Annotated in this window: 12 protein-coding genes; 6 read left to right on the top strand and 6 right to left on the bottom strand. The window is 58.4% G+C overall.

Annotated elements, in window-relative coordinates; translation table 11 throughout:
* The first annotated feature begins 49 nt into the window (after positions 1–49).
* Complete coding sequence (gene dadR, locus AC1MEE_RS26385) at positions 50–538, top strand: transcriptional regulator DadR (protein ID WP_322184564.1); 489 nt, start codon at positions 50–52, stop codon at positions 536–538.
* 132 nt (positions 539–670) lie between these two features.
* Here dadR and AC1MEE_RS26380 read toward each other — a convergent pair whose 3' ends face one another.
* Positions 671–1,024, bottom strand: a complete 354-nt coding sequence (locus AC1MEE_RS26380) for a YkgJ family cysteine cluster protein (RefSeq protein WP_480412423.1) — start codon at positions 1,022–1,024, stop codon at positions 671–673.
* Positions 1,025–1,172: 148 nt separating this feature from the next.
* On the opposite strand from AC1MEE_RS26380, the gene AC1MEE_RS26375 reads away from it, so the two are divergent.
* Entirely contained in the window at positions 1,173–2,486 is a 1,314-nt protein-coding gene (locus tag AC1MEE_RS26375; protein ID WP_480412422.1) for an NAD(P)/FAD-dependent oxidoreductase, read from the top strand.
* A 14-nt stretch (positions 2,487–2,500) separates the two neighbouring features.
* Here AC1MEE_RS26375 and AC1MEE_RS26370 read toward each other — a convergent pair whose 3' ends face one another.
* The gene (locus AC1MEE_RS26370; RefSeq protein WP_480412421.1) at positions 2,501–2,746 is read right to left on the bottom strand and encodes a DUF1127 domain-containing protein; all 246 of its coding nucleotides are present in this window, start codon (positions 2,744–2,746) and stop codon (positions 2,501–2,503) included.
* A gap of 178 nt (positions 2,747–2,924) precedes the next feature.
* Here AC1MEE_RS26370 and AC1MEE_RS26365 point away from each other — a divergent pair, with 178 nt between their 5' ends.
* The 3 genes from AC1MEE_RS26365 to chrA all read left to right on the top strand — a co-directional run bounded on the left by AC1MEE_RS26365 (position 2,925) and on the right by chrA (position 6,796).
* Complete coding sequence (locus AC1MEE_RS26365; RefSeq protein ID WP_480412420.1) at positions 2,925–4,358, top strand: aminotransferase-like domain-containing protein; 1,434 nt, start codon at positions 2,925–2,927, stop codon at positions 4,356–4,358.
* Between the two features lie 142 nt (positions 4,359–4,500).
* Positions 4,501–5,445 carry a chromate resistance protein ChrB domain-containing protein gene (locus AC1MEE_RS26360; RefSeq protein WP_480412419.1) on the top strand — a complete coding sequence of 315 codons (945 nt, stop codon included), beginning with the start codon at positions 4,501–4,503 and terminating at the stop codon, positions 5,443–5,445.
* Entirely contained in the window at positions 5,438–6,796 is a 1,359-nt protein-coding gene (chrA, locus tag AC1MEE_RS26355; protein ID WP_480412418.1) for a chromate efflux transporter, read from the top strand. Before AC1MEE_RS26360 ends, chrA begins: the two co-directional genes overlap by 8 nt.
* 44 nt (positions 6,797–6,840) lie before the next feature.
* On the opposite strand, the gene AC1MEE_RS26350 is transcribed toward chrA, so the two are convergent.
* The 3 genes from AC1MEE_RS26350 to AC1MEE_RS26340 form a co-directional block, all read right to left on the bottom strand.
* The gene (locus tag AC1MEE_RS26350; RefSeq protein ID WP_480412417.1) at positions 6,841–7,986 is read right to left on the bottom strand and encodes an MFS transporter; all 1,146 of its coding nucleotides are present in this window, start codon (positions 7,984–7,986) and stop codon (positions 6,841–6,843) included.
* Between the two features lie 318 nt (positions 7,987–8,304).
* Positions 8,305–9,729, bottom strand: coding sequence for an IS1182 family transposase (locus tag AC1MEE_RS26345; RefSeq protein ID WP_480410535.1), 1,425 nt, complete (start codon positions 9,727–9,729; stop codon positions 8,305–8,307).
* Positions 9,730–9,863: 134 nt separating this feature from the next.
* A complete protein-coding gene (locus AC1MEE_RS26340; protein ID WP_480412416.1) occupies positions 9,864–11,357 on the bottom strand; it encodes an aldehyde dehydrogenase in 1,494 nt (497 codons plus the stop codon).
* A 168-nt stretch (positions 11,358–11,525) separates the two neighbouring features.
* Here AC1MEE_RS26340 and AC1MEE_RS26335 point away from each other — a divergent pair, with 168 nt between their 5' ends.
* On the top strand, positions 11,526–11,888 hold the full coding sequence (locus AC1MEE_RS26335) for a cupin domain-containing protein (RefSeq protein WP_480412415.1): 363 nt from the start codon (positions 11,526–11,528) through the stop codon (positions 11,886–11,888).
* Between the two features lie 94 nt (positions 11,889–11,982).
* Here the strand turns inward: AC1MEE_RS26335 and rpmG are convergent, their stop codons facing one another.
* Positions 11,983–12,138 carry a 50S ribosomal protein L33 gene (rpmG, locus tag AC1MEE_RS26330; RefSeq protein ID WP_219063048.1) on the bottom strand — a complete coding sequence of 52 codons (156 nt, stop codon included), beginning with the start codon at positions 12,136–12,138 and terminating at the stop codon, positions 11,983–11,985.
* Positions 12,139–12,143: the final 5 nt, after the last annotated feature.

The raw sequence follows: 12,143 nt of genomic DNA, 5'->3' as shown, positions 1-12,143 counted from the left end.
TTTGGCGGTAATTCTCGGCAATAACGGCATTAGTAGAGGGGGTTTACCCATGCGTACCCAGCACCAATCCAAGCGTGAGCTGGACAAGATCGATCGCAATATCCTGCGCATCCTTCAGGCTGACGGGAGGATTTCATTTACCGAGCTGGGGGAACGCGTGGGATTGTCGACCACGCCCTGCACCGAGCGGGTGCGCAGGCTGGAGCGCGAAGGGATCATCATGGGTTACAACGCCCGGCTAAATCCGCAGAACCTCAAAGCCAGTCTGCTGGTGTTCGTCGAGATCAGCCTGGATTACAAATCCGGCGACACCTTCGAAGAGTTCCGCCGCGCCGTGCTGAAACTGCCGCATGTGCTCGAGTGCCACTTGGTGTCCGGCGACTTCGATTACCTGGTGAAAGCGCGGATTTCGGAGATGGCGTCGTATCGCAAACTGCTGGGCGACATCCTGCTCAAGCTGCCACACGTGCGCGAATCCAAGAGCTATATCGTCATGGAAGAAGTAAAAGAGAGCTTGAATTTACCGATTCCGGAGTGAAACGGGAGATCTTCGTCGACTGGGCTGACGCCATCGTCCGAATGCGGCCCAGACCAAGCGCGCTCCTACAGTCCGGCTTTGTACTTGTAGGAGCGCGCTTGCCCGCGATCGGCCGCGAAGCGGTCGTGCTTTCTACACCAACACCTGGCGAGTGGTCGCGATGTATTCGTGAACCTGCTTTTCCGCGCGCGGATGAATCATCTCCACCGGCCGACGGCCATTGGGGCATGGCAGGGTCGGGGTGGTGCCGAACAGCCGACAGATCAGCGGACGCTCGTCATACACCGTGCAGCCATCAGGCCCCAGGTGCACACAGTTCAGCTCATCCATGGCTGCCTCTTGCTCGGCAGCGGTCTTGCGCGGCAAGCGGGCCATTTCTTCGGAGGAGGTGGTTACCGGGCCACAGCAATCATGGCAGCCGGGGACGCACTCGAACGACGGGATCTGCTGCCGGAGAAAGCGGATTTTCTGGCTATTGCAGCTCATCGAAGCGGTTACCGAAAGAAGGATTAGCCGGGATTTTGCCTCAGTTGGGCCCCACGGGACAGCGCCGCCCGGCCGAACCTTGCTCGTCCGCTCAGCTCACGCCTATGCTGCGTAAAGTTTTCCAAGCACAGCACTCAGGATGGACCACATGAACGCCCGGCTTCTGCAGCCGACCGCCAACGATCAACACGCCGCCTCTTATTACGCAGCCAGCAGCCATCCGCAACCGGATCACCCGCTGCTGACGGGCGAGTTGAAGGCCGACGTGTGCGTGGTTGGCGGCGGTTTTTCCGGGCTGAACACGGCGATTGAACTGGTGGAGCGCGGCTTGAGCGTGGCGTTGCTGGAGGCGCGCAAAATCGGCTGGGGGGCCAGCGGACGCAATGGTGGGCAACTAATCCGCGGCATCGGCCATGGCCTCGAGCAATTCAGCAGCGTGATAGGCAGCGACGGCGTACGCCAGATGAAGCTCATGGGTCTGGAGGCGGTGGACATCGTGCGCCAGCGTATCGAGCGCTACCAGATCGACTGCGATCTGACCTGGGGTTATTGCGATCTCGCCAACAAACCGCGCGATCTCGTCGGTTTAGCCGAAGCTGCCGACGAATTGCGCAGCCTGGGTTACCGCCATGAGCTGCGGCTGCTGCAAGCGGGACAGATGCGCAGTGTGGTGGGCTCGGACCGTTACGTCGGCGGCCTGATCGACATGGGCTCCGGGCACTTGCATCCGCTGAACCTGGCGTTGGGCGAAGCAGCAGTCGCGCGCGCACTGGGCGCCCAGCTGTTCGAACACTCGGCGGTGACACGGATCGAGTATGGCCCGCAGGTCCGCGTTCATACCGCTCAAGGCTCGGTGCGCGCCGACACCCTGGTGCTGGGCTGCAATGCCTACCTGAATGATCTGAACCCGGAACTCAGCGGTAAAGTGCTGCCTGCAGGCAGCTACATCATCGCCACCGAGCCGCTCAGCGAAGCGCAGGCCCATGAGTTGCTGCCGCAAAACATGGCGGTCTGCGACCAGCGCGTGGCGGTGGATTATTACCGGCTTTCAGCCGACCGACGCCTGCTGTTCGGCGGCGCCTGTCATTACTCGGGGCGCGACCCGCAGGACATTGCGGCCTACATGCGGCCAAAAATGCTGGACGTTTTTCCGCAGCTGGCCGGGGTCAAGATCGACTACCAATGGGGCGGTATGATCGGCATCGGCGCCAACCGTCTGCCGCAGATCGGGCGACTCGAAGACCAACCCAATGTGTTCTACGCCCAAGCCTATGCCGGCCATGGAGTGAACGCCACGCACCTGGCCGGCAAGTTGTTGGCAGAAGCCATCAGCGGCCAGCACAGTGGCGGTTTCGAGCTGTTCGCCAAGGTGCCGCACATCACCTTCCCCGGCGGTAAACTCCTGCGCTCACCCTTGCTGGCGCTGGGCATGCTCTGGCATCGCTTGAAAGAGCTGCGCTGACCGCAAGACGCAGATCAAACTCTCCAGAACGGCTTCAGGCCCTCGGCCCGTGCCTGCTCTCGACTGATGCCAATGTCGCGAAGCTGGTCGGCATCCAGGTCGAGCAATGTTTTGCGGGTCACCCAGCGATGACGGAACACACTCCAGCGGCTGGCAAATGCCGAAGAGGCAGGCGAGCAGCTCATCCGTATGGAAGGCGCCTGCTCTTCCAGCAGTTCCTGGCTACGCAGCGTCAGCCGTACATCGCTCAACCCGTTCATTTCTCGATCCCTCCATCACCGTTGTCGTGTGGCTTCATGATGAAGGGCTGAGCAAATCCATTACAGATTCAAAAAAACCTTATTATTTCCATACAGACAGCTCGCTCATGAGGCTGAATCCTGTATTTTAACGGCATCTGTACTGGTCAACTGAGTCGATAGCCATCGAGAGTACGTCATGACGCTTTATGTCAATCTCGCCGAACTGCTCGGCGCCCGCATTGAAAACGGTTTTTATCGCCCTGGAGACCGGCTGCCCTCGGTCCGCGCGCTGAGCCTGGAACACGGGGTCAGCCTGAGTACCGTGCAGCAGGCGTATCGCTTGCTGGAAGATCACGGGCTGGCGGCGCCGAAACCTAAATCAGGTTATTTCGTTCCGGTCGGGCGTACGATTCCTGCCCTGCCTGTGGTGGGACGACCTACACAACGGCCCGTAGAAATCTCCCAATGGGAGCAAGTACTCGAGTTGATCCGCCGCGTGCCCAATGCCAACGTGATCCAACTAGGACGCGGCATGCCAGACGTCAGCAGCCCGACGCTCAAACCCCTGCTGCGCTCGCTTGCCAAGATCAGTCGGCGCCAAGACATGCCGGGGCTGTATTACGACAACATCTGTGGCACTCAATGCCTGCGCGATCAGGTTGCGCGCCTGTTGCTGGATTCCGGATGCCAGCTCACGGCCAGCGACCTGGTAATCACCACCGGCTGCCATGAAGCGCTGTCCACCAGCATCCGCGCTATTTGCGAACCCGGCGACATCGTGGCCGTGGATTCACCGAGCTTTCACGGGGCCATGCAGACGCTCAAGGGTCTGAACATGAAAGCCCTGGAAATCCCCACCGACCCGATCACCGGCATCAGCCTCGAGGCACTGGAACTGGCGCTGGAACAGTGGCCGATCAAGGCTATTCAACTGACCCCCAACTGCAACAATCCATTGGGCTACATCATGCCCGAGGCACGCAAGCGGGCCCTGCTGACCCTGGCCCAGCGCTTCGACGTGGCGATCATCGAAGACGATGTGTATGGCGATCTGGCCTACAACTATCCTCGGCCACGGACGATCAAATCCTTCGACGAAGACGGCCGCGTCCTGCTGTGCAGCTCGTTTTCGAAAACCCTGGCGCCGGGCCTGCGTATTGGCTGGGTCGCGCCTGGGCGTTATCTGGAACGGGTGCTGCACATGAAGTACATCAGCACCGGCTCCACCGCCACCCAACCGCAACTGGCGATTGCCGAATTCCTCCAGGGCGGGCACTACGAACCACACATGCGGCGGATGCGCGGGCAATATCAGCGCGGCCGCGATCAGATGACCGACTGGGTGATGCGTTATTTCCCGCAAGGCACCCGCGTCAGCCGGCCACAGGGCGGTTTTATGCTGTGGGTCGAGCTGGCGGAAGACTTCGACACGTTGCGTCTGAATCGCGCATTGCTGGACCAAGGTGTGCAGGTCGCAGTGGGGAGTATTTTCTCGGCGTCCGGCAAGTACCGAAATTGCCTGCGCATGAACTATGCCGCCAAGCCAACGACACAGATCGAGGACGCGGTGCGCAAAGTGGGTTCGACCATTGTTCGTCTGCTCGCTGAGACGGGATCAGCAGTTGGCTGATTTTTGCCCGCAATGCGGTCCAACGCGCTGTGTTGCGGTTTTTGGATGAATCGAAGAACAACTGGCTTCGCGGCGAACGCTTCCAAATTTCACGAATCCGTACTAATGTAGAATCATCTACAAATAATGATTCATAATCTACATGAAAAACTGGCTCACTCTCGTCCTCGGCTTGCCTACAGCAAACGCTACTGACCGCATGCGTGCCTGGCGTGCCTTGAAGTCCAGCGGCGCGGCAGTGTTACGCGACGGCGTCTACCTTTTGCCAGATAACGATGCCTGTCGAGAGGCCTTGGCATCTGTCGAGCGAGATATCCTGGCCATCAATGGCACTGCTTATCTGCTGCCCGTTCAAGACCCGGACGGCAAACGCTTTATCGAGCTGTTCGACCGTAGCGATGACTACAGCAAGCTGAATGCGGAGATCGAAGAGTGTCGTGCACAGCTCAATGCCGAGAATGCGTTGGCCACCACCAAGCAAATCCGCAAACTGCGTAAAACCTACAGTCAGTTGGCGAACATTGATTACTTTCCGGGCAAGCGCAAACAGCAGGTCGATGCAGCTTTGCAGGCGCTTGAGACCGCAGTCAGTCGAACCCTGTCAGCGGATGAACCCAGCAGTCGTGACCAACCCATCACGGTGTTGAGCCGTAGCGACTATCAAGGGCGCAGTTGGGCAACGCGTAAGCGGCCATGGGTCGACCGACTGGCCTGTGCCTGGCTGATCCGGCGCTTCATTGACCCGTACGCTCAAATCCTCTGGCTGGACAGCCCACAGGATTGCCCGCTGGATGCACTGGGTTTCGACTTCGATGATGCAACCTTCAGTCATGTCGGCAACCGTGTGACCTTCGAAACCATCCAAGCCAGTTTTGAACTCAACGAGCCCGGCCTCAGCCGTATAGCAGCTCTGGTGCATTACCTCGATGTCGGTGGCATTCAACCGGTTGAAGCCGATGGAATTGAGCGGGTACTGGCAGGGCTACGCGAAACCATTTTCCATGATGACCAACTGCTGACTGCCGCAAGCGCCATTTTCGATGGGCTGCTCGCAGGTTTCGCGAGAGAGGAGAATCCCGGTGAGTGAAGTCTCTCAATCAGCAGTTGAGCCTGATCTTCCTCGACCTGAAGCCATCAGTTTGCAGGAGGCGTTCTGGTTCTGGCTGAAGCTGGGTTTTATCAGCTTCGGCGGGCCAGCCGGACAGATCTCGATCATGCACCAGGAGTTGGTAGAACGCCGGCGCTGGATTTCGGAGCGGCGGTTTCTGCATGCCCTCAACTACTGCATGTTGTTGCCAGGGCCAGAAGCGCAGCAGTTGGCCACCTACATCGGCTGGCTGATGCATCGAACCTGGGGTGGGATAATCGCCGGCCTGCTCTTTGTACTGCCCTCTCTGTTCATCCTGATTGCATTGTCCTGGATGTATATCGCCTTTGGCGAAGTACCCGTAGTGGCGGGACTTTTCTATGGCATCAAGCCCGCCGTGACGGCCATCGTGGTGCACGCGGCCCATCGAATCGGTTCCCGGGCGCTGAAGAATAATTGGCTGTGGGCAATAGCGGCAGCTTCATTCGCTGCGATATTTGCGCTCAATGTTCCCTTCCCGCTGATCGTGCTGGGTGCGGCTTTGCTCGGCTACCTTGGCGGACGTTTTGCTCCCGAGAAGTTCAGAACCGGAGGCCACAGCGCCGCCAAAAAGTCCTTTGGTCTGGCATTGATTGATGACGATACCCCGTCGCCTGAACATGCCCGATTTAGCTGGTTGAAACTGGCAGTGCTGATAAGCGTCGGAGCGATATTGTGGGCTTTGCCGATGGGACTCTTGACCGCCCTCTTTGGCTGGGAAGGCACCTTGACCCAGATGGGCTGGTTCTTTACCAAGGCGGCGCTGCTGACCTTTGGCGGTGCCTATGCAGTCCTTCCCTACGTTTATCAAGGCGCGGTCGGCCACTATGGCTGGCTGGCACCCACACAAATGATTGATGGCTTGGCCCTGGGTGAAACCACCCCTGGGCCGTTGATCATGGTGGTGGCTTTTGTCGGCTTCATTGGCGCCTATGTCCTGCAGGTCTTCGGTGCCGAGCATGTATTTCTCGCCGGAGCGGTCGCGGCCAGTCTGGTGACGTGGTTCACCTTCCTGCCTTCGTTCTTGTTCATCCTCGTCGGTGGCCCGCTGGTGGAGTCGACTCACAACGAACTCAAATTCACTGCGCCTCTCACCGGAATTACTGCCGCCGTGGTTGGGGTGATTCTCAATCTGGCGGTGTTCTTCGGCTATCACGTGCTGTGGCCCAAAGGTTTCAGCGGCAACCTCGATTGGCCATCAGCGCTAATAGCGATTGCGGCGGCTATCGCCTTGTTTCGCTTCAAACGTGGCGTCATTCAAGTACTGATTGCCTGCGCGCTCATTGGCTTGGTGGTGCATCTGCTGCGCTAGGGAGCTTGGGTCGGATTACCCGCGAACGACTCAAGAAAGATGCTTTAAGCCACTGCCGGCTGCTCGCCAAATGCGTCACGACGCAGCGACAGGATCACCAGACCAAGCGCACCTGCCGCCATCAGCAACGGCAAAGCATGCCCGCTGACCCATTGGCTGCCCGCACCGGCGGCCAACGGCCCGAGCAAGCAACCAATCCCCCAAAGCTGGGCGACGTGGGCGTTGGCACGAACCAGTGCATCATCACGATAACGCTCGCCGATCAGAATCAGCGACAAGGTAAACAACCCACCGGCGCTGGCGCCAAAGAGCACCCAAACCGGCCAGATCAGTACGGTATCGAGCAACAACGGAATCGCCAGACTCGACACCATCAACAACAGGGCACAGCCCGAAAACAGCGTGCGCCGGGAAATCCTGTCAGCGAGAGCGCCAATCGGCAGTTGCAGCAGCGCATCGCCGACCACCACTGTGCTGACCATGAACATCGCGACTTCCGGGGTAAAGCCCTGACGCAGGCAGTAGATCGGCAGTAACGTCAGGATCATCGCCTCGAACGCCGCAAACAGTGCCACCGCCCAGGCAATCGCCGGCAAGCCTCGACAGAAGCCAAATAGGTCATTGAAGGTGACACTGCAAGCTTCGGTGCTGGGCGCACCGGTACGTCCCAGCAGCAACAGCGGCGAACTCAGCAACAGCACCACCCCGACCCAGAATCCGTAATCCGCCTCAGTGCCGATCACGCCCAACAGCAGCGGGCCGGCCAGTTGGCTCAGGGCATAACTGCTGCCATACAGCGCCACCAAACGGCCGCGCCAACGCTCGACCACCAGTTGATTGATCCAGCTTTCGCCGAGAATGAAAACGATGGTCAGGATGACCCCGATCAACAGGCGCAACACCACCCAGACCGGATAGCTCGGCAACAAGGCCAGCAAACCGATGGACAGCGCCCCGGCCCACAAGCACAGGCGCATCAACAGTGGCGTTCCGAAACGCGCCGCGAGGCGGCTGGCCATGCTGGCCCCGGCCAACACACCAATAGCCGGCATTGCCGCCATCACCCCAATGGCGAAAGAGCCATAGCCCCAGCTTTCCAACCGCAAGGACACCAGCGGCATGCTCACGCCCAGCGCCAATCCAACACTCAAGACCGAGGCCAAAACAGCGAAATAAGTACCCCAACGCATTGCCCACGCTCCTGTGGATAACTTTATGTCGGTGGTCAAAACAACACAGCCGGGCTTCCTGATGTGGAGAGCCCGGCTGTTTTTGGTGCCTGACATACCGCTTTCGCAGCAGGACGCGTAGTTGCAAGCCTGCTCTCACACAGGCTGTGTGAAAACCTGACGATCATGTTTCAAACCAACGCCCCGACTTGTCGGGGCGTTGGTTTTTGGCCTTTGATCCCGAAATCATCGCTGTTCGTTTTCACGTCGCCGGGACAAAGCGTTTTGAGCGCTCCATGGCCAGTCCTGGGACGTTTGTCAGGCGCAAAAAAAGGCTGCTTAGCCCATCTTCGCCATCATTTCACGCGCACCCAGCACATTGATCGCCCTTTTAAAGTTATAGGCAAGCACCGCCAGCGACATCTCTATTCGCGCGCCTTTCAGTTGGCGTAGCAAGAACCGTCCATTGCCCATGATCCATTGCTTGAGGTTGCCGAAGGGGTGTTCAACGATGGACCTTCGTTCAACCATCTTCTCCGGATGCGCCTGCATGCGCTGCTCCATTCGCTCAAAAGCGGCCTCATGCGCATGCCGCGTTACTTTCCGGCGGGAGGTCTTGGTGCACTGACTTTTCAGCGGGCAGTGGGCGCAGTCACTGGGCAGTGCGTGGTAAATACGCGTGCCGCGATTCAGTTGCGTCAGCGTCAGTAGCTTGCCATTCGGGCACCGGTACTGATCGTCCAGGGCCTCATACGTAAACTGGGTGCGGTCAAAGAATTTTACGTCCCCGCCCCGCGTGTTGATCGTTCGATTCAGCGGCACATACGCCGTGATACCCGCGTCTTCACAGGCCTGGAATTGTTTGCCGTGGGAATATCCGGCATCGGCCACTACCGTCAGCTCTGACTGTTGCAGTACTTCTTTAGCCGCTTTGGCCATGGGTTCAAGCTGTTTGCGGTCATCGCCGTCCTGAGTCACTTCGTGGTGCAGGATCAAGCCGTTCTCGGCATCCACCGCCGTCTGCACGTTGTACGCCACGGCCATGCCTTGCGGCGCCCGCATCATCCGCGCCTCGCTTTCGGTGCTGATGAACTGCTCGACTTCCAGCGCCTTCATCACCTGCTGACGGGTCAGGTTGTTGTCTCGTTTGTTGCTCAGACGGGCCAAAGCGGCTTTGACTTTCTGCTTATCCACAGGCTGATCGGCGTCGTCTTTGTCCGCCCGATCAAGCTCCGCCAGGTACTGGGTAATCTTCTTGTTCAGTATTTCCTCATCGCGCTTAAGGTGCTTGAGGCTCATATGACGGCGCTTGGAGGCCACGGCTTTGAATTTGCTGCCGTCGATAGCAACCAGCTTGCCGGCGATTAGCCCCACTTCACGGCAAAAAAGAATGAAGAGTCGGCAGATGGCGGCGAATGCGGCACCGTTGTCTCTGCGGAAATCGGCGATGGTTTTGAAGTCAGGTGCGAGCTGATTGAGCAGCCACATGACTTCGATGTTGCGCAGGCATTCGGCTTCGAGGCGGCGTGACGAACGGATGCTGAGGAAATAGCCGTAGAGATAAAGTTTGAGCAGGTCTGCCGGATCATAGGGCGGGCGCCCGTTGCCCTTGAGGACAGCCTTGTCGAATCCCAGCTCCCGCAGATTGAGCTGGGTGACATAGGCATCAATGACTCTGACCAAGTGGTCTACCGGAATGGATTCTTCCAGCGACACCGGAAAAAGACTGCTCTGATCGCGCGCTATGCCTTGGATGTATGCCACAAAAATGCCCCCAATCTTCCGATGAAGGCATTTTCTTAGACCGTTGCAAGAATTGCCAGGTTTTCACACAGTCTGCACAGGAAATACGCAATCCTCTGTGGGAGCAGGCTTGCCTGCGAAGCGGTATTCCTGAATTACAACTTGATCCAGGTCGCCTTCAACTCGGTGTACTTGTCGAACGCATGCAGCGATTTATCGCGGCCGTTGCCCGATTGCTTGAAGCCACCGAACGGTGCAGTCATGTCGCCGCCATCGTATTGGTTGATCCACACGCTACCGGCACGCAGCGCCTTGGCCGTCAGATGAGCTTTGGACAGGTTGGCAGTCCAGACCGCGGCAGCCAGGCCATAAGGCGTGTCGTTGGCGATCTGGATGGCTTCTTCCACGGTATCGAAAGCAATCACCGACAGCACTGGGCCGAAGATTTCTTCCTGAGCGATTTTCATCGCGTTACTCACACCGTCGAAAATCGTCGGTTCAACGTAAGTGCCGCCCGTTTCCTGCAGCGTGCGCTTGCCGCCGGCGACCAGCCTGGCGCCTTCGGCGTGACCGGATTCGATGTACGACAGCACAGTGTTCATCTGCTGGGTATCGACCAGCGCACCGACGTTGGTTTGTGGATCCAGCGGATTGCCTGGCTTCCAGGTCTTGAGCGCTTCGATCACCAGCGGCAGGAACTGGTCCTTGATCGAACGCTCGACCAACAGACGCGAACCTGCGGTACAGACTTCACCCTGGTTGAAGGCGATGGCGCCGGCGGCCGACTCGGCGGCGGCTTGCAGGTCCGGCGCATCGGCAAACACGATGTTCGGGCTCTTGCCGCCGGCTTCCAGCCAGACGCGCTTCATGTTCGACTCGCCGGAATAGATCAGCAGTTGCTTGGCGATTTTGGTCGAGCCGGTGAAGACCAGCGTGTCGACGTCCATGTGCAACGCCAGCGCTTTGCCCACGGTGTGACCATAACCAGGCAGGACGTTGAGCACGCCCGCCGGGATACCGGCTTCAACCGCCAGCTGGGCGATGCGGATGGCGGTCAGCGGGGATTTTTCCGAAGGCTTGAGGATCACCGAGTTACCGGTGGACAGCGCCGGGCCGAGTTTCCAGCACGCCATCATCAGCGGGAAGTTCCACGGCACGATGGCCGCCACGACGCCGATCGGCTCACGCGTCACCAGACCCAGTTGGTCGTGGGGCGTGGCGGCAACTTCGTCGTAAATCTTGTCGATCGCTTCACCGCTCCAGCTCAGCGCCTGGGCGGCACCGGGGACATCGATGTGCAACGAGTCACTGATTGGCTTGCCCATGTCGAGGGTTTCGAGCAGGGCCAATTCTTCAGCGTTCTGCTTCAGCAGGCCAGCGAAACGGATCATCACAGATTTGCGTTTGGCCGGAGCCAGACGCGACCACACGCCAGAGTTGAAGGTAGCGCGGGCGCTGTCGACAGCACGCTGGGCGTCGGCGGCATCGCAACTGGCGATCTGTGCCAGGACGCGGCCATCGACCGGGCTGATGCATTCGAAAGTGGCGTTGGAAACGGCGGCGGTGTATTCACCGTTGATGTACGCACGGCCTTCGATCTTCAGATCTCCGGCGCGTTGTTCCCAGTCAGCACGAGTCAGGGTGGTCATACGAGTGTCCTCCTGTTGTTTTTTGAATACGGATGGCATCAGCCAAGGGCAACCGCCACCCTAAACCAAGTGAGTGGGGAATTTCCAATATATTTGACACTTCAAGGCAAACGGCGTTCTGTTGTTCATTTTAATCAACATAAAACGCACTTGCGGGGAGCAAACACCATGAGCATCGAAAATATTGTCGATTTCAGCCACGCCAATACCACGCCAGAGCACTATCTGCCCGCGTCAGAAAAAATCCTCAAGGGCAACCCGGAGCAAATTCTCTACAACCACTACAACAGCCCCTGCGGCCAGCTCAGCGCAGGCGTTTGGGAAGGCGCAGTCGGACAATGGACGGTGAATTACACCGAGCATGAATATTGCGAAATCGTGCAGGGCGTATCGGTGCTGCGCGACGAGGACGGCAACGCAAAAACCTTGCGGGCGGGCGATCGCTTCGTGATTCCTGCGGGCTTCAAAGGCACTTGGGAAGTGCTGGAAGCCTGTCGCAAGATATACGTGGTTTTCGAGCAGAAGGTCTGAGATGAGCCGTGCCGTTGTCATCGGACATGGCAGGAATATCAGACACGAAAAAGCCCGCCTTCTCAGGCGGGCTTTTTCGTAAGAAACGAATCAATTACTTGATTTTGGCTTCTTTGTAGATCACGTGCTTGCGAGCAACCGGATCGAATTTTTTGATTTCGATTTTGTCCGGAGTGGTGCGCTTGTTCTTATCAGTGGTGTAGAAATGGCCTGTGTTAGCGCTCGACACCAAACGGATCAATTCACGCATGATTT

It is taken from the genome of Pseudomonas sp. ASL3, from assembly GCF_056680425.1.
The sequence above is the reverse complement of the archived record's forward strand: the minus strand, read 5'-3'. Positions and strand labels throughout refer to the sequence as shown.